We start from the raw sequence: 18,751 nt of genomic DNA, 5'->3' as shown, positions 1-18,751 counted from the left end.
TATATTAATTTGATTTTTTTATCAAAATTAGTTTTTTGGAGCTTGCCCAATTAAATCCATAAATTGATCTAACTTAGGTAAGATAATAATTTGTGTACGACGGTTTTTAGATTTTCCTTCCGCAGTAGCATTTGTAGTTAATGGGTTATATTCTCCACGTCCACCAGCTGTTAAACGTTTACCATCAACACCGTATTGGTTTTGTAATGCTTGTACAACAGAAGATGCACGTAAAGCAGATAAATCCCAGTTGTTACGGATGTTTGGTTTAGAAATTGGCACATTATCTGTGTTACCTTCAATCAATACATCGTAATCTTTATAATCGTTGATGATTTTCGCAATTTTACTTAAAGTTTCTCCTGCAGCAGGTGAAATTTCGTAGCTACCAGATTTGTACAACATGTTATCAGCTAACGAGATGTAAACAACACCTTTTAATACTTTAACATCAACATCTTTTGCTTCATTGCTAGATAAAGAACGCGTTAAGTTGTTTGTTAAAACCATATTCAAACTATCCGATTTGCTTTTCGCATCGATCAAATGTTTGATGTATTTGTTAGACTGATTGATTTCGTTCACTAATTCAGAAACGTTTTTAGAACCACCATTAATACAATTTTTCAATTGTTCTTGTAATTGTTTAATTTGATTTCTTTCACTCTGAACTGTGTTTTCGTACTGACCTTGGTTAGATTCAAAATTAGCTAATTTAGCTTTCGCTACAGCCAATTCTGTTTGACATCCTTGGTTCTCAGAATAAGCAGAATTGAATTTATTTTGTAATTCATCATACTTCTTCTGACTCACACAACTAAATAAAGTTGAAGCAGCGATAACCGCTACTGGCAAAATTGAAACTTTCATAATTATTTTTTTTATTTCAGTTATACGAATATATGTTATTATTTTTTATTGCGAGTATATATTCTGCAAAAACCATGCTGTAAAAATATAAAACTCCTACAATCATTTGGTTGTAGGAGTTTTAACCTTAATATTTTATTTCTATTGTATTAATCCTGAGGAATATATAAAACCTGACCTGGATAAATCTTATCTTCGTGTTTTAACATTGGTTTGTTTGCTTCGAAAATTTTTGGATACTGCATTGGATCTCCATAAACTTCTTTTGCAATTTTAGATAAAGAATCTCCACTTTTCACAGTATACATTGTCTTAGATAAGTCTGGAATTTCGATTTTCAAAGGTGTTTTCAATGTTAATTGATCTTCTACTCCTTCCACTCCATCAATGTTACCTGCTGTTGCTAAAATTTTTTGTTTCTCATTGATGTCCAATGCTTGTCCAGCTACTACAATTTTATCTCCATCAGCAGAAAAAGTTACTCCTGACAAATCAAATCCTTGTTTTGCAACTTGATCTTTTACTTTAGCTGCTTTTTCTTCTGGTGTTTCTGCACCTCCGAAGACTTTTTCTCCGGCATTTTTGATAAATGAAAATAATCCCATAACGAGTTGATTTTAATAATATTTATTTGTTGATATTTAGTAAATATATAATTTCTCTAACAATTATCGTGCAATTGATGAATATTTCTTTTTTAAATTTTCTGTAATCGAGCGTTGTTGCTGAATTTGACTTGTTAATTGATTAATTTTTGCGTCTAAACCTTTATCGTTCTCTTCGGCAGTTTGTATTTTTCCGCTCAATGTTACTACTTGATCTTCTATCGATCGCAAAGAGTTTTCTGTTTTTATCTTTTTCTTCATCAAGCCATCAGTTACTTTATCATTCGATTCTCTTTCCAATTGATTCACCACCAAATCCAATTTATCACCCAAAGCTTGCTTTTTACTTTCTAATTTCAATAAGGTGTTATTATTTTTTAGATATGATTTGATAGAATTTCCTTTTTTCAATTGTGCATCTGCATTTTCTTTAGTCAATCGAATCATATTTTCGTTGGCTAACCTCAACTCATTTCGCACACAACCTTGCTTCGTTTTAGTCGCTAAATCTTGTAGTTGAGCATAAATTTTATCAAACTCTGCCGAATTACTATTAAATGTCATTCCATTTTGATCAGTTAATGTATTAATCACGGTCGTTTTTCCGTTTTCTTCATCAACCAAACTAATCACAGATTTATAGACATCTTGCGAATTTTTGAATTTGATGTTACTCGCTTCGTGTTTTTTTAGAAAAGCAGAAGAACCTTCTTTGTTCGTTACCCAATTTTCCCACGATTTTACAATCAAATTCTGCGCACAATTATCCGTAGAAAAAGCAAAAGATTTCAATTCTTGTCCGTTCATTTCGTACTCAACTTCAAACAATCCTTCGTCAGATTGCGCATTAACATAAGCTGATGTTAACAAAGTTGTAATGGCTAAAAGTAATAGTTTCATCAAGTTGATAGTTTAAAATTATATTCACAATTATTTATCCAATTTACAAAATATCGGAGTTTAAGAAAAGATGTTGTACAGATTTTTTATAATGGTTAATTTTAACCAGAAATTAATCAAACCGCATGCAAACAAAAATTTTATTAATTTACACAGGAGGAACGATTGGAATGGCGAAAGATTATGGCGACCAATCCTTGAAACCTTTCAATTTTGATAATTTGTTGAAACAAATTCCAGAGTTGGGACTTTTAGATTGTTCTTTCGATTATCATAGTTTCGAAACACCAATAGATTCATCTGATATGAAACCAAAATATTGGATTGAAATTGCAGAAACCATTCAACAAAACTACGAAAACTATGATGGTTTTGTCGTTTTACATGGAACAGATACGATGGCGTATACAGCTTCTGCAATGAGTTTTATGATTGATAATCTAGAAAAACCTGTAATTTTCACTGGTTCGCAATTACCAATTGGAGATTTGCGTACAGATGCAAAAGAAAATTTAATTACTTCGATTCAATTGGCTTCATTACGCAAAAATGACAAACCAATTATCAAGGAAGTTTGCGTGTATTTTGAATATAAATTGTTCCGTGCGAATAGAACAACTAAGATTAATGCAGAAAACTTTGATGCTTTCGAATCGCCGAATTATCCTGTAATTGGAGTTTCAGGCGTTCATTTGGAAGTGAAAGAAGATTTGTTGTTAAAAAATATTGTTACCGATAAACTTTCTATCAACAAAAATCTAAATGCTGATGTTGGTGTTTTGAAGATTTTTCCTGGAATGAATCGTTCTTTTATCGAAAGTGTTTTGAATGCTCCGAACATGAAAGCTTTTATTATTGAGGCTTTCGGAACAGGAAATATTTTTACCGATAGTTGGTTTATTGAATTGCTGGAAGAAGTAACGAATAAAGGAGTTCATCTTATCATCAACACGCAATGTGCTGGCGGAATGGTAGAACTTGGACGTTATGCTACAAGTGATGCGTTACTAAATATGGGCGCAATTTCGAGTTATGATTTGACAATGGAAGCTGCAATTACCAAAGCCATTTATTTATTAGGTCAAAACCTTTCGAAAGAAGAATTCAAAACGCAATACGAAGCAAACTTGAAAGGTGAACTTCGCCATCATTTTTACAATGATTAAATCAAAATAATATAAAACGAAAAAAATCTCTACTTGGTAGAGATTTTTTTATGTTCTAAATTTTATTTCTTCCCCGACATTGAAGCGCCATCAGAATTTCTTAGTTTTAAAAAGATGTAAGTTGATAAAATTGTCATCACACCCATCGTCAAAAATGAATAACGGAAAGCTTGTACTTCTACTCCATTTACAAATCCTGCTTGTCTAAAAACACCTAAAATTAATGCAGCTACAGAAATTCCAAATGTTAGTGATAATTGTTGTGTAACCGATAATAAACTATTCCCTTCGCTGGATGTATTTTCGTCCAAATCGGCTAAAGACAAGGTATTCATCGCCGTAAATTGAATTGAACTAAAAAATCCATTCAAAACCATTAACGGAATGATATAATAAATTGGTGATTTCGATTCTAAAAAGAAAAACATACAAATGATTAATCCTAAAGTTATTGTATTGGAAATCAACGTATTTCGATAACCAAATTTATTCACAATTGGCACAACAAACGATTTTGCAATAATGTTACTTGTTGCAGATGGAATCATAATTAATCCCGCTACAGTAGCCGAATATCCATAACCAACTTGCAATAAAAGCGGAATAAGAAAAGGTATTCCTCCAATTCCTAATCGTGTAATAAGATTTCCTATAATACCAATTCGCAAAGTTCTAATGTTAAACAAATTCAAATCGATTAAAGGATGTTGTTTATGTTTTGCATGATAAATATACAAACCAATCAAAAAGGCAGAAACTACAGTCAATGCCAATACAGTTTGCAGGCCAATCACACGAGAAGATGTCAATTCCATAATCAATGTTAAGACAGTAACTCCTCCACTAAAAAGAATCAAACCTCTGATATCAAATTTAAAAACTGGATGTTTAAAATCGGGGATCGCAAAAGTTGTCATCCAAAGTGCAATAATTCCGAATGGAATATTCACGATGAAAATCCAATGCCATGATAAAGTTTCAACCAAAATACCTCCAATTGTTGGTCCTAAAAGTGGTCCTATTAACCCTGGTATGGTGATAAAATTAATTACTTTTAATAATTCACTTTTTGGATAAGCATATAAAATTGCTAAACGTACAACAGGAACCATCATCGATCCTCCAATCGCTTGTATAACGCGTGAAATGACTAAAAAAGGTAAAGTTGTGGCAAATGCGCAAAGTGTGGATCCAAGTGTAAAAATCAGTATAGCAGATTGAAAAACTTTTTTCGTTCCGTATTTATCCGAAAGCCAACCACTCAAAGGAATTAACAAAGCGATTGTTAACGTATACGCAACAATAATCGACTGAATTTCTAAAGGCGATTTTCCTAATTCTTTTGCAATTGTAGGTAAAGATGTATTTAAAATTGTAGCGTCCAAAGCTTGCATAAAAATTGCCATCGCACCAAGCCATGGCAAAAACTTCAACATTTTTGGACTTAAAATATGATCTGAATTCATTCAAATTCCTATAGCAAATTCTATTCCTATTTTAACATTTCGAAAAATCATTGAAAAAGATTAAATTTGAACTATGTTTCTCAACGCGCATACACATCATTTATCCGATCAAACAGATGTTTTGGAACTGTATAATCAGTTTCCAAATGAGTTGAATAATGAAGCTAAATTATTTTCAATTGGGATTCATCCAGCTTACATCAAAACCTCATCAATAAAGGAAGAAATCGAAATTATTAATCAAACTATTTCGAATAAAAACTGTTTAGCAATCGGTGAAATTGGATTAGATAAATTGTGCGAAACAGATTTTGAATTACAAATCAACGTTTTAAAAAAACAGTTAGAAATTGCGATGCAATATCAACTTCCAGTCATTATACATTCGGTTCGTGCTTATCAAGAAATTTTACAGATTCGAAAACAAATGAAATTGACGATTCCGTTTATTTTTCATGGTTTCAATAAGAATGAACAGTTACTCAATCAAATTATTGCGCAAAATTGTTTTGCATCTTTTGGTAAAAATCTTCTATCAAACAAAAACTTACAAATTATATTTGCAAATCTTTCTGCGAATCAATTCTTTTTAGAAAATGATGCAAGCGAAATTTCTATTGAAGAAATTTATACTTTTGCAGCGGATTTGAGAAAAATTACAATCGAGGAATTACAACTTCAACAAGCGAAAAATTGGAAAGCAATTTTCGGTTACGAAGTTCAATCATAATTAAAATACATTTCAATGGCAGTTTGGCAAGAAAGAGCTGAATTATTATTCAAAGAAGAAGGTTTAGAAATCCTAAAAAATTCGAACATTTTAGTTGTTGGTTTAGGTGGTGTTGGCTCTTTTGCCGCAGAATTTATCGCACGCGCAGGAGTTGGAAAAATGACAATTGTTGATGGTGATACTGTTGATATTACAAATATTAATCGACAATTACCTGCTTTACACTCAACTGTTGGAATGAACAAAGTAGACATCGTTGGCGATCGTTTAATGGACATTAATCCTGAATTAGAATTAACGCGTATCAACGAATTTTTGAGTCCAGAACGTACACACGAAATCGTCACACCAGATTTTGATTATGTGTTAGATTGCATCGATTCTGTTACACCAAAAATTAATTTGATTTTAGCTGCAAAACGCAAAAAAATTAAAGTAATCAGCAATATGGGCGCTGGAGGAAAATATTTGGCAAGCAAAGTACAAGTGCGTGATATTAGCAAAACAGATGTTTGTCCTTTGGCAAAAAATGTTAGAAAACGATTAAAAAAAGAAGGAATTAATAAAGGTGTAAAAGCTGTTTTTTCGACAGAAGTTCCTGATGAATCTTCGGTTAAATTAACGGATGGAAAAAATTATAAAAAATCGTTTTACGGAACTAATTCGTGGATGCCTGGTTTATTCGGGTTGCATGCGGCAGAAACGGTGATTCGACATTTATTAAAAAAAGATAAATAATTAAGTACTTTCTTAAAGATTTAATTAATTTAGTTGCGAATTAACAAAGAGACGAAAAAAATGAAAATCAATTACGATTATATCACATACGAGGATGTTTTGAGAGCGCGTCAATTTATGTACGAGCAAGCGTTGGAACAGAATGCGACTAATTCGTTGTTGAACACTGCGAGAGATTTATTTGGAAACAGCAATTTCGAGATGTGTATCAAAATTTGTGAAGGTTTATTGGATGCAAAAGACCCAAAACAAATGTACGATGCTAAGAAATTAATTGCTTTATCATATTATAGTTTACAAGATTTTGAGAATGCGGATAATGCATTTTTCGATATCGCTCAAAACTCTGATAATTCAGACGATTGGTTTAATGTTGTCATTTCTGCAGCTTTAAATAAAAATATCGAACGTAGTAAAGAATCTTTTGGAATTGCATTAGAAAAATACACGAAATTTGGTCATCAACGTAATATGCCTTCAGTACAATTGATGTTGCATTACATGATTACGTTAGAAACTGTAAAAGAATACGTTTTGGCTTTGGAACAATGTAGAATGTTGGTACAAGTTTACGCTAAATTGAAAAAAACAGACGAAAAATTCTTAAGTTCTCGTGGTTTAGAACAAATCGAAAACTTTTTGGAAACTGCAAAACCAGTTTTGAAAAAAGCGAAAAAGAAAGAATTAACTGAAATCAAAAAAGAATTGGTTGAAGCTTTAGATGCAAACGGCGTAGAAAAAGTAGAAGCTTTTTTCGCTGAGTTTTAAGCTAACTATTTTTACAAGAAATAAAAAAATCCACTTCTGTTGAAGTGGATTTTTTGTTTGGATAAATATTGTAAATTAGAGGAAACACTGATTTGAATGAAATACTTTTTTACTTTCATATTTTTAATCTCAACTTTTACGTTTGGTTGTAGTTGTGGAGAATTTCCATCTGTTAAAAATTCATTTGATGAATTTGATGAAATTATAATAGGAAAAGTCATTAAAATTGATACAACTCTTTATGATTATTCTTCAAATCCTGTTTTTGCTTATACATTTGAAATCGAGAAAAATTTCAAAAAAAATATAGATATTACAAATAAAAAACAAAAATATTATACAACTATTTACACACCTGCCTCATCAATGTTTGGAGGTTGCGGAAGTAACTTCGAATTAAATGAAACCTATTTAATTTATGGATTTATCACAGATTTTAGCATCTATACAAATATTTGTACAAGAACTTCTGATTTAAAATTTGTTGAACAATCTGAATTAGAAGAATTAGAAAAACTTAGTAAAGAATATCTGAAAAAAAACACTCTTAATATTCCGCCTCCTCCAAATTCTAGTAAAGAGAATTTAATCCAAAAAGAGTTTGAATTGTATAAATTATCAGCCGAAAAAAGAAATAAATATTATTGGATAGGTTTAAGTCTTTTAGGATTTTTATTGACTATTAGTATATTCTTCAATTTTAGAAAAAGAAAATAAATTTAGATTCCTCCTTTGTCGGAATGATATAAACTCAATTTTCATTCTGAACGAAGCGATAACGAAGTGAAGAATCTTCTAGAAATTTCTCAACAAAATCAAAAAGACAAAAAAGCTAATTTTCTTAATCTATATTTAATCAAATATTTCTTCGTGGTTATTTCAAAATAAATAATCTTTTTATAGATTTATCATCACTAAGAATTAACACATGAGTCACGGAAAACTAAGAGAAGATCATAATTGCCAAAATTGTGGACATTACGTTGAAGAGCATTATTGCACGCATTGCGGACAAGAAAATGTAGAAACACGTCAACCGTTTCACTTTTTATTTACTCACTTTATCGAAGATTTTGTTCATTACGATGGAAGTTTTTGGCAAACGATCAAAAAACTATTTTTGAAACCAGGAGTTTTAACCAAAGAATATTTGAGTGGTAAACGAAATAGTTCTGTTAATCCTGTAAAAATGTACATTTTTGTCAGTTTTGTAACGTTTTTTATTATCTCAATTTTTCCTTCAAAAAATCATATTATAAAAGAAAAAGTTGAAGAAAAACCAATTATCGAAAATTTGGATAAAGAAAAATCTTTCAATTCAGCATTAGATTCGTTGAAAAGTAAAGGTTTTATGACGCAAAAACAAAATGAAAAGATTAAGGATGCTTACTCCAAAAATGTTGATATTAATTCTTTGGATGATTTAAGTACCGAAACAATTTCTGATATCGAAAAAGGTGTGAAAGAAGAAGCTCCACTATTTCATCCATTGATAAAAAAATACCAAGAAATAAAACATAATAAAATCTCGAATGAACAATTAGGAGAAGCTATTACCGAAAAATCTTTACATGTCATTCCGAAAGTTTTGTTTATGTACATGCCTTTGTTTGCTTTCTTCTTATGGATTTTTTACAACAAAAAGAAATGGTGGTATTTTGATCACGGAATTTTTACACTGCATTATTTTACGGTAATTCTTTTATCTATTTTAGTTTATTTTCTTTTGAATAAACTTTCAGATTATATTGATAGTAATGCTGTATCAGCCATAATAGCTTTAATTAATACATTGATTGTTTTATATCTTATTGTTTACTTTTTCCTTGCGCTGAAAAAACTCTATAACCAAGGATTTATCATTACAACAATTAAAGGTGCTATACTTTTAGGAATTAATACGTTTATTTTCTCAATAATTGTTATTGGAATTATTGTGTATTCATTTCTTCATGTTTAATAAAGATTTCTCGATACCTCGGAATTACAAATTCAAAAAAAACATAAAAAAAGCCTCGCATTTGCGAGGCTTTCTAATTTCTAATATCTAGATTCTAATTTCTATTTATTACGGTATTCGTTCCAAGTTTTGATTTTTAAATCATCCATCGATAATTTTGTAAATGCATTGATGAAAGCCGAAGCTAAACGTGCATTTGTTACCAACGGAATATTGAAATCTACTGCTGTACGACGAATTTGATAATCATTGTCTAATTCCGCTTTTGTTAAGTTTTTCGGAATGTTGATCACCATATCAATTTTCTTGTCATGTAAATAAGACATTACATTTGGCTCTTTTTTATCAGAAGGCCAGTATACAAGTGTAGAATACACATCATTTTCTGTAAAGAATTTGTGCGTTCCTTCTGTTGCATAAATTTTGTAACCTTTTGCGATTAATTGTTTCGCTGGTTCTAATAAAGCAACTTTAGAAGCAATTGGTCCACCAGAAATTAAAACTGTTTTCTCAGGAATTTCATATCCAACAGATAGCATTGATTTTAATAAAGCTTCTTCCGCTGTATCACCGATACATCCAACTTCTCCTGTCGAAGACATGTCCACTGATAAAACTGGATCTGCTCCTGCTAAACGTGTAAATGAGAACTGAGAAGCTTTCACTCCAACATAATCTAAATCGTAAACGATTTCTGAATGTCCTTTTTCTACTTCTAATCCTAATAAAACTTTTGTTGCTTTTTCGATCATGTTATTTCCAGCAACTTTCGATACGAATGGGAACGAACGAGAAGCACGAATATTAGTTTCAATCACACGAACTGTATTATTTTTTGACAAGAACTGAATGTTCATTGGTCCAGAAATTTCGAAACGTTTTGCTATTTTTGCTGCAACTTTACGCATTTGACGAATTGTTTCGATGTACACTTTTTGTGGTGGATAATACATTGTTGCATCTCCTGAGTGAACTCCTGCAAATTCTACGTGTTCAGAAACTGCGTAATCTACAATTTCTCCGTTTTGACAAACTGCATCCAACTCAATTTCTTTTGCACCTTGCACGAATTCTGAAACTACAACTGGATAATCAGGAGAAACTTCTTTCGCTAATTTCAAGAAAGCATCTAACTCGTGCGTATTTGAAACTACATTCATCGCAGCTCCAGATAAGACATAAGAAGGGCGAATCAATACTGGGAAATTAACTTCATCCACAAATTTGTGAATCGCTTCTAAAGAAGAAAGCTCTTTCCAACGTGGTTGATCGATTCCTAATTCATCTAATATTTCCGAGAATTTGTGACGATTTTCTGCATCATCAATTCTTAAAGGAGAAGTTCCTAAAATATTGATTGATTGATCGTACAATTTCATCGCTAAGTTATTTGGAATTTGACCTCCTGTCGAAATAATTGTTCCTTCAGGTTGTTCAAAATCTAAAATATCCATTACACGTTCAAAAGATAATTCTTCGAAGTATAAACGATCTGACTCATCATAATCTGTTGAAACCGTTTCTGGATTATAGTTGATGATAATTGTTTTATAACCATTTTTAGACGCTGTGTGCGCTGCATTTACAGAACACCAGTCGAACTCTACAGACGAACCGATACGGTAAACTCCAGATCCTAAAATACAAACTGCTTTTTCCGTTTCTGGTGTCAAATCATTTTCAGTTCCGTGGTAGGTTACATATAAATAATTTGTTTGCGCAGGGAATTCTGCTGCTAACGTATCAATTTGTTTTACAACAGGTTTAATTCCAAAGTTTTTACGTAATTCACGAACCGTTAATTCGTTTCTGTGTATGTTTTGATCTCCTTTTACTAAAACTGCAATTTGTTGATCCGAGAATCCTAATAATTTTGCACGTTTTACTAAATCAGCTTCAACTTGTTCAAATCTTTCTAATGCTTCAAATTCTTTTGATACATTAAAAATTCTTTCTAAACGTTGTAGAAACCATAAATCGATTTTCGTTAAATCATGAATTTTTTCAATCGAGTATCCAGCTTTAAAAGCTTCTGTAATCGCATATAAACGCTCATCATTTGGTTCAGCTAACCATGTATCCAACGATTCTCCTTCTGGAATTTTGAATCCATTTGCTACGAAACCTCTGTGTCCGATGTCTAACATACGAACTCCTTTCTGAATTGCTTCCTCAAAAGAACGTCCAACTGCCATTACTTCTCCAACAGATTTCATTGCAGAACCGATGTTACGACGAACTCCGTAGAATTTATTTAAATCCCAACGAGGCAATTTCACTACACAGTAATCTAACGCAGGTTCGAACATCGCAGATGTCGTTTGCGTTACACTATTTTTCAACTCATCTAAAGAATAACCTAAAGCTAATTTAGCAGCCACGAAAGCTAAAGGATAACCTGTTGCTTTTGACGCCAAAGCTGACGAACGAGATAAGCGAGCGTTAACTTCGATTACACGATATTCTTCTGAAACAGTATCGAAAGCATATTGAATGTTACATTCTCCAACTACACCAAGATGGCGAATTGTGCGAATGGCAACTTCACGTAATTTATGATATTCTGAATTTGATAAAGTTTGAGAAGGTGCAATAACGATAGATTCTCCTGTGTGAACACCAATAGGATCGAAGTTCTCCATGTTACAAACTGTGATACAGTTATCGTAAGAATCACGAACTACTTCGTACTCAATTTCTTTCCATCCTTTTAATGATTCTTCCACTAAAACTTGAGAAGAATAATTGAATGCTTTTTCAACTAAATCTAATAATTCTTCTTCGTTATTTGCGAAACCAGAACCTAAACCTCCTAAAGCGTACGCCGCACGAATGATTAATGGGAAACCGATGCGTTTACCAGCTGCCATTGCGTCTTCTACAGTTTCTACTGCTTCTGAACGAGCAGTTAAAACACCAATTTGGTCTAATTTTTCGATGAAAATATCACGATCTTCCGTTGCTTCAATTACTGGAATTTGAGTTCCTAAAACCTCAACACCATATTTCTCGAATATATTTTCTTTATTTAATTCAACCGCACAGTTTAAAGCTGTTTGTCCTCCAAAGGCAACTAAAACTCCGTCTGGTTTTTCTTTTTTAATGACTTCTTCCACAAAGTAAGGCGTTACAGGTAAGAAGTAAACTTCGTCTGCAATTCCTTCAGAAGTTTGAACAGTTGCAATATTTGGATTAATTAAAACTGTTTTAATTCCTTCTTCTTTTAACGCTTTTAACGCTTGCGAACCAGAATAATCAAACTCACCAGCTTGACCAATTTTTAATGCTCCTGATCCTAATACTAATACTTTTTTAATATCTTTTTTTAACATCGTGATTCTGATTATGCGTTAGCGTTTTTATATTTTTTTACTTCTTCGATGAACTCATCAAATAAATATTCTGTATCAACTGGTCCTCCCATTGCTTCTGGGTGGAATTGAACTGTAAAAATTGGTTTTGATTCGTGACGAATTCCTTCACATGTTCCATCATTTAAGTTCGTAAAGAATGTTTTAAATCCTTCTGGTAATTTCGAATCATCTACTGCGAAACCGTGGTTTTGAGATGTAATGAAACATCTTTTTGTTCCTACTAATTGTACAGGTTGATTGTGCGAACGGTGTCCGTATTTTAATTTAAAAGTAGATGCACCAGCTGCTAAACTTACCAATTGATTTCCTAAACAAATTCCGAAAATTGGTTTATCTGCTTTCAAAGATTCTTTGATATTATTAATTGTAGGAATACATAAAGCAGGATCACCAGGTCCATTCGAGATAAATAATCCATCATATTCTAATGTTGAATAATCATAATCCCAAGGAACTCGAATTACCTCAACATCACGATTTACAAAACAACGGATGATATTATTTTTCACCCCACAATCAATCAAAACAATTTTGATATCAGCACCTTCGTTGTAACGAATTACTTCTTTACAAGAAACTTGATCTACTAAATTATCTTCGTTTGGATCGTAATATGCAACATCTGTATCAGCAACAATTTTTCCTAAAGTAGAACCTTGTTCACGTAATTTTTTTGTAATCATACGTGTGTCAACGCCATAAATACCAGGGATATTTTGACTTTCTAACCAAGCTCCTAATTTTTGAATAGCGTTCCAATGCGAATAATCATCAGCATAATAAGAAACAACCAAACCAGTTACTTGAATTTGGTTCGATTCCATCCAAGCTTCAATTTCATTAATCATTGCTTTATCATCAGGAACACCGTAGTTACCGATCATTGGAGCTGTCATCACCATAATCTGACCTTTGTAAGAAGGGTCAGTCAAACTTTCATTATATCCAACCAAAGCTGTGTTGAATACTACTTCTCCTGCGGCAGAAGTATACGCACCGAAAGATTTTCCTTCGATTTCTAATCCGTCTTGGAATACTAATTTTACTGTCTTATCCATTGATGATAATGTTAATTTCAGTTTCTAAAGCTGATATGAATTTATCTATGTATTGTTTTGTTACTGTTAAAGGTGGCAATAAACGAATAACGTTTGTACCAGCGTAGCCTACAAAAATATTGTGTTTTGTAACTAAGTTGTTTTTTAATTCGCCGATTGGGAAATCAAACTCGATACCAATCATTGATCCTCGACCACGAACTTCTTTAATTTTTGGAAATTTATTTAATTGGATTCCAACATATTCTCCAATTTCTTTTGCATTTTCGATTAAGTTTTCTTGCTCAATCACATCTAAAACGGCTACCGCTGCAGCACAAGCTAAATGATTTCCTCCAAAAGTTGTTCCTAATAATCCGTAAGAAGCTTTAAATTCTGGAGAGATTAAAACTCCTCCGATTGGAAATCCATTCCCCATTCCTTTTGCCATCGTAATCAAATCTGCTTTGATACCAGAATGTTGATGTGCAAAGAATTTCCCTGAGCGTCCGTAACCACATTGAATTTCATCTGCAATTAAAACCACTCCATTTTCTGTACAAACTTTTCTTAATTCTTGTACAAACTCGTCAGAAGGTAAAATGATTCCTCCAACTCCTTGAATTGGTTCGTAAATTACCGCTGCAACATCTCCTCCAGCAATTACTTCTTTCACTTCATCAATGTTATATTCTACGAAAGATACTTTGTGATGAGAATTAAATGGAGCTACAATTTTTGGATTATCTGTTAGCGCAACTGTTCCTGAAGTTCGTCCATGAAACGCATCTTTGAACGCAATTACTCTGTCTTTTCCTGTATGAAAAGAGGCTAATTTAACTGCATTTTCGTTGGCTTCTGCTCCAGAGTTAATCAAGAATAAAGTATAATCTTCGTAACCTGATGCTTTACCTAATTTTTCTGCCAATTCTTGTTGAATCGGAATATTTACTGAGTTTGAATAAAACCCGATATTATTAATTTGTTCTGTTAATTTCTCAACATAATATGGATGCGAGTGACCGATAGAAATCACTGCGTGACCTCCATAAAGGTCCAAATATTCTTTTCCGTTTTCGTCCCAAAGAATACAATCTTTAGCTTTAACCGGAGTTACATTCATTAATGGATATACGTCGAATAGTTTCATTTTCTTTTAAGTTTTACGTTTAACGGTTTACGCTAAACGATTATTAATTGTTTTAATAAAAGCTAATAACATCGCTTTTACTTTTTCAACTTTATATTCAAGTTCTTTAAATATTTCTCCTGTTATCAATTTCAAATCTTTTGATAGAATCAATAAATAAAGCGTTTCATTTGTAGAACCTAAAGAGATATGAAGGAATCGTAAAAAATCTTTATCCGAATTTCTACCACAACCTTCTGCTATATTATTCGGGATAGATACACAAGCTCTTCTTAATTGAGAGGTTAGATTAAACATCTCATATTGAGGATATTCAGAAGTTATTTCATAAACTTTCAAAGCAAGTTGATGAGATTCATTCCAAACTTTTATGTTCCTAAAATCTTGCATATCGTTTACCGTTAAGCTTTCAGCCTTAAGCCTTCTAAAACGCCACAGTTTTAAGATTAAGTCCTAAGTTTTCTTCCCAACCGAACATCAAGTTCATGTTTTCTACGGCTTGTCCAGAAGCTCCTTTTGTTAGATTATCGATGATAGAAGTGATTAACAATACATCATCTTGTTTCTGTACGTGTAAAAAACATTTGTTAGTGTTTACAACTTGTTTCAGAGCTATTGGTGCGTCAGAAACATGTATAAAAGGTTCGTTTTTGTAATATTCGTTGAAGATATTTTTTGCTTCTTCTTCTGATAAATCAGATTTTAAATAAACACCTGCTAAAATTCCGCGCGCAAAATCTCCTCGCATTGGTAAGAAATATACTTTGTTATTGAAATCTTTTGCTAATTGATTCAATGTTTGGTAAATTTCTCCTTCGTGTTGATGTGTAAATTCTTTGTAGAAAGAAACGTTATTATTTCGCCAGCTAAAGTGCGTAGAAGCTGATAAACTTTGTCCAGCACCTGTAGAACCCGTTACAGCATTGATGTGAATATCATTTTTGATTTCATTTTTCGCTGCCAATGGTAACAATGCTAATTGAATAGCTGTTGCAAAACAACCTGGATTTGCAATATTTTGAGCTGTTTTGATTGCTTCGCGATCTAATTCTGGTAAACCGTAAACAAACGTTCTATCTTCGAAAATGTGGTTCTCATTTAATCGAAAATCGTTGCTCAAATCAATAATTTTTGTGTTGGCTGAGTATTTATTATTCTTTAAAAACTCTGCCGATTTTCCGTGACCAAGGCATAAAAAAACGACATCAGCATTTTCGTCTATTTTATCCGAAAATACGATGTCAGTTTCTCCAAACAAATCGTCGTGCACTTTGGTAACGGGGTTGCCTGCATTTGATGTACTGTACACAGACGAAATATTAACCATCGGGTGATGTATCAATATTCTTAGCAGTTCGCCTGCTGTGTAGCCAGCACCTCCTACAATGCTTACGTTAATTTTGTTTGTCATTTGTTATGTTTTGCGCGTGTTTTTTTAAGGTATAATACCTCTACTATATTTCTAAAATAAAGTGGACTCGTTGGAATCCACTTTAAAGAATCAATTAATCGAAACTATGAACAATCTTTAATTGATTACCAAATATTTTGATGAAACCTCTTGCATCTCTACTATCCCAAGCTTCGTTTTCTTCTCCATAAGTAGCGACTTTAGATTGCATCATATCATAAGGCGATTCGATTCCAATCATTGAGAAATGATAAGGATTTAATTGTACTTTCACTTTTCCTGTTACATGATTTTGAGAAGATTCTAAGAATGCTTCGATATCACGCATTACTGGATCCAAGTATTGTGCTTCGTGCAATAAAGTTCCGTACCAGTTTGATAACGAATCTTTGTGCAACAATTGCCATCTTGTAAGTGTATGTTTTTCTAATAAGTGGTGTGCTTTGATTAATAAATAAGCTGCTGGCGCTTCGAAACCTACACGTCCTTTGATACCTAAAATTGTATCTCCTACGTGGATGTCGCGACCAATTGCATATTCACCACCGATTTCGTTTAATTTTTGAATTAATGCAACTGGAGATAATTTTTCTCCATCTAAACCTACTGGAATACCTTTTTCAAATTCAATTTCGATAACAGATGGTTCTGTTCTTGATAATTGTGTTGGATAAGCTTCTTCTGGCAACGCTTGGTTAGATGTTAATGTTTCTACTCCACCAACAGATGTTCCCCAAATTCCTCTGTTAATAGAGTATTTAGCTTTTTCCCAACTATAGTTTACACCATTTGCTTGTAAATATTCTACCTCTTGTTGACGAGATAATTTTTCGTCGCGAATTGGTGTGATGATTTTAGATTGTGGTGAGATAACTGCAAAAGCAACATCAAAACGAATTTGATCATTTCCTGCTCCTGTAGATCCATGTACAATGTATTCTGCATCTACATCTTTTGCATACTGAGCAATTGCAATTGATTGGAACATACGTTCTGCACTTACTGATAATGGGTAAGTGTTATTTTTTAAGATGTTTCCGTAGATTAAGTAGCGAACACAATCGTTGTAATATTTGTCTGTAATATCAATTGTAACGTGTTTAGAAGATCCTAATTCGTAGGCACGTGCTTCGATATCTTTTAACTCTTCTGCCGAAAATCCACCAGTATTTACAATTACTGTATGCACTTCCATTCCTTGATCTTTTGTTAAGTTAACCAAACAGTACGATGTATCTAAACCTCCACTGTAAGCTAAAACTGCTTTGTTGCTCATTGTTTGTTTATTTGTTTATATTGGGAATAATTCTTCTTAATTCATTGGTAACCTCTTCTCGGCTACTCTCTTCTTTCATTACGATTAATACCGTATCGTCTCCAGCTATTGTTCCAATTATGGTATTGAAATGTGTGTTGTCAATCTCAAAAGCGATTCTGTTTGCATAACCTGGTTTTGTTTTGATAACTCCCAAATTTTTAGAGAAAATCAAACTTGCATTTTCGTTATGTGTAACGGTTGCTGTTGGAACAGCACTTTCTGTAAGGCGATAAATGTATTGTCCTGAACTATTAGGAACTTTTGAAACTTTCAATTCGCGCAAATCTCTCGATAAAGTTGCTTGAGTAACGGAGATATCTAAATCGATTAATTTTTTTAATAATTCGTCTTGATTACTTATTTCTTGATCTGTTATTAAATCTTTTATAATCTGGAATCTGTATTTTTTATTACTCATTTTGAATATTTATTCGAAATTTTATGCAAATATACTCATTTTAGACAAAAAAAAACCTTAGTTCGTATATTTATTCATCTTCTTTTTTTGATTGATTTGCCAATGCGCGCTTAGCGTACTCGTCATCAAGGTTATCATAAACCAATCCTGTACAAATACAACGCTCACGATCATTTTCCATCAAGATGTGATAGTTTTTACAACTTTTACATCCATTCCAAAATTCATCCGATTGTGTTAATTCCGAAAATGTTACTGGCTTGTATCCTAATTTTGTGTTCATACGCATTACAGCTAAAGAAGTTGTAATACTAAAGATTTTTGATTTCGGGAATTTTGTACGTGACAATTCAAAAACAGCGTGTTTTATTTCGCGTCCAATTCCTGAACTCCTTAAATCTGTACGAACAATTAAACCTGAGTTTACGACGAATTTTTCTTCTTCGTACGTTTCTATGTAGCTAAACCCTGCTATTTGATCATCATCATCAAAAGCAATCACAGCATTTCCATTACGCATTTTGCGTTCAAGATAAACTGGATTTCGTTTAGCAATACCCGTTTTTCTCATACGAGCTGATTCTTCGTACCATTCGCACAACAATTCTGTGTACTTGGCATCATCTGCATTTGCTATTCTAACATACATAATTTAAGGGAAAGTCGATTAATAAAGAGGAATTGAGAAAAGATGACCTTTTGTCATCACACTTAAGTAAAATATGAGAACCAAAAGGTGTGCTTTCATTGCGAAAGCTACTCTCATAATTGAGAAGAACAATTTCAGTAATTTCTTCCATTAATCAACAAGATATTCAGTTATTATACTGAGATGCAAAG

General features: G+C 32.5%; 18 protein-coding genes. 6 read left to right on the top strand and 12 right to left on the bottom strand.

The features are described 5' to 3' along the window. Positions 1 to 27: 27 nt before the first annotated feature. The 3 genes from N5D46_RS12450 to N5D46_RS12440 form a co-directional block, all read right to left on the bottom strand. Positions 28 to 870 (bottom strand): flagellar motor protein MotB, encoded by an 843-nt coding sequence (locus tag N5D46_RS12450; RefSeq protein WP_181816279.1) that lies wholly within the window; start codon positions 868 to 870, stop codon positions 28 to 30. Between the two features lie 149 nt (positions 871 to 1,019). Then, the gene (gene lysM / locus N5D46_RS12445) at positions 1,020 to 1,475 is read right to left on the bottom strand and encodes a peptidoglycan-binding protein LysM (RefSeq protein ID WP_125350834.1); all 456 of its coding nucleotides are present in this window, start codon (positions 1,473 to 1,475) and stop codon (positions 1,020 to 1,022) included. A gap of 63 nt (positions 1,476 to 1,538) precedes the next feature. Further along, entirely contained in the window at positions 1,539 to 2,375 is an 837-nt protein-coding gene (locus tag N5D46_RS12440) for a hypothetical protein (protein WP_114999120.1), read from the bottom strand. A 125-nt stretch (positions 2,376 to 2,500) separates the two neighbouring features. Here N5D46_RS12440 and N5D46_RS12435 point away from each other — a divergent pair, with 125 nt between their 5' ends. Next, positions 2,501 to 3,541, top strand: coding sequence for an asparaginase (locus tag N5D46_RS12435; RefSeq protein WP_280050119.1), 1,041 nt, complete (start codon positions 2,501 to 2,503; stop codon positions 3,539 to 3,541). A 62-nt stretch (positions 3,542 to 3,603) separates the two neighbouring features. On the opposite strand, the gene mdtD is transcribed toward N5D46_RS12435, so the two are convergent. After that, a complete protein-coding gene (gene mdtD / locus N5D46_RS12430; protein WP_280050117.1) occupies positions 3,604 to 5,007 on the bottom strand; it encodes a multidrug transporter subunit MdtD in 1,404 nt (467 codons plus the stop codon). 73 nt (positions 5,008 to 5,080) lie between these two features. Here mdtD and N5D46_RS12425 point away from each other — a divergent pair, with 73 nt between their 5' ends. The 5 genes from N5D46_RS12425 to N5D46_RS12405 all read left to right on the top strand — a co-directional run bounded on the left by N5D46_RS12425 (position 5,081) and on the right by N5D46_RS12405 (position 9,203). Beyond that, positions 5,081 to 5,737 carry a TatD family hydrolase gene (locus N5D46_RS12425; RefSeq protein ID WP_280050116.1) on the top strand — a complete coding sequence of 219 codons (657 nt, stop codon included), beginning with the start codon at positions 5,081 to 5,083 and terminating at the stop codon, positions 5,735 to 5,737. Between the two features lie 15 nt (positions 5,738 to 5,752). Next, entirely contained in the window at positions 5,753 to 6,475 is a 723-nt protein-coding gene (locus N5D46_RS12420) for a tRNA threonylcarbamoyladenosine dehydratase (protein WP_038336843.1), read from the top strand. 60 nt (positions 6,476 to 6,535) lie between these two features. Then, complete coding sequence (locus tag N5D46_RS12415) at positions 6,536 to 7,243, top strand: hypothetical protein (RefSeq protein WP_038336844.1); 708 nt, start codon at positions 6,536 to 6,538, stop codon at positions 7,241 to 7,243. A gap of 96 nt (positions 7,244 to 7,339) precedes the next feature. Next, on the top strand, positions 7,340 to 7,960 hold the full coding sequence (locus N5D46_RS12410; protein WP_038336845.1) for a hypothetical protein: 621 nt from the start codon (positions 7,340 to 7,342) through the stop codon (positions 7,958 to 7,960). A 211-nt stretch (positions 7,961 to 8,171) separates the two neighbouring features. Then, positions 8,172 to 9,203 carry a DUF3667 domain-containing protein gene (locus tag N5D46_RS12405; protein WP_219034920.1) on the top strand — a complete coding sequence of 344 codons (1,032 nt, stop codon included), beginning with the start codon at positions 8,172 to 8,174 and terminating at the stop codon, positions 9,201 to 9,203. A gap of 101 nt (positions 9,204 to 9,304) precedes the next feature. Here the strand turns inward: N5D46_RS12405 and carB are convergent, their stop codons facing one another. The 8 genes from carB to N5D46_RS12365 form a co-directional block, all read right to left on the bottom strand. Continuing rightward, a complete protein-coding gene (carB, locus tag N5D46_RS12400; RefSeq protein ID WP_280050115.1) occupies positions 9,305 to 12,535 on the bottom strand; it encodes a carbamoyl-phosphate synthase (glutamine-hydrolyzing) large subunit in 3,231 nt (1,076 codons plus the stop codon). 11 nt (positions 12,536 to 12,546) lie between these two features. After that, on the bottom strand, positions 12,547 to 13,635 hold the full coding sequence (gene carA, locus N5D46_RS12395) for a glutamine-hydrolyzing carbamoyl-phosphate synthase small subunit (RefSeq protein ID WP_280050114.1): 1,089 nt from the start codon (positions 13,633 to 13,635) through the stop codon (positions 12,547 to 12,549). After that, positions 13,628 to 14,764, bottom strand: a complete 1,137-nt coding sequence (locus N5D46_RS12390) for an aminotransferase class III-fold pyridoxal phosphate-dependent enzyme (protein ID WP_280050113.1) — start codon at positions 14,762 to 14,764, stop codon at positions 13,628 to 13,630. The genes carA and N5D46_RS12390 overlap by 8 nt, the downstream gene beginning before the upstream one ends. 27 nt (positions 14,765 to 14,791) lie before the next feature. Then, positions 14,792 to 15,154 (bottom strand): four helix bundle protein, encoded by a 363-nt coding sequence (locus tag N5D46_RS12385; protein WP_114999097.1) that lies wholly within the window; start codon positions 15,152 to 15,154, stop codon positions 14,792 to 14,794. Positions 15,155 to 15,188: 34 nt separating this feature from the next. After that, positions 15,189 to 16,175 carry an N-acetyl-gamma-glutamyl-phosphate reductase gene (argC, locus tag N5D46_RS12380; RefSeq protein ID WP_280050112.1) on the bottom strand — a complete coding sequence of 329 codons (987 nt, stop codon included), beginning with the start codon at positions 16,173 to 16,175 and terminating at the stop codon, positions 15,189 to 15,191. Positions 16,176 to 16,269: 94 nt separating this feature from the next. After that, on the bottom strand, positions 16,270 to 17,451 hold the full coding sequence (gene argG, locus N5D46_RS12375; RefSeq protein ID WP_125350294.1) for an argininosuccinate synthase: 1,182 nt from the start codon (positions 17,449 to 17,451) through the stop codon (positions 16,270 to 16,272). Positions 17,452 to 17,458: 7 nt separating this feature from the next. Then, complete coding sequence (locus tag N5D46_RS12370) at positions 17,459 to 17,911, bottom strand: ArgR family transcriptional regulator (protein ID WP_038336857.1); 453 nt, start codon at positions 17,909 to 17,911, stop codon at positions 17,459 to 17,461. Between the two features lie 70 nt (positions 17,912 to 17,981). Beyond that, on the bottom strand, positions 17,982 to 18,560 hold the full coding sequence (locus N5D46_RS12365) for a GNAT family N-acetyltransferase (protein WP_038336858.1): 579 nt from the start codon (positions 18,558 to 18,560) through the stop codon (positions 17,982 to 17,984). Positions 18,561 to 18,751: the final 191 nt, after the last annotated feature.

Source organism: Empedobacter sp. GD03865 (assembly GCF_029840775.1).
Classification (GTDB): domain Bacteria; phylum Bacteroidota; class Bacteroidia; order Flavobacteriales; family Weeksellaceae; genus Empedobacter; species Empedobacter falsenii_B.
This window is presented reverse-complemented; position numbering and strand designations above follow the sequence as displayed.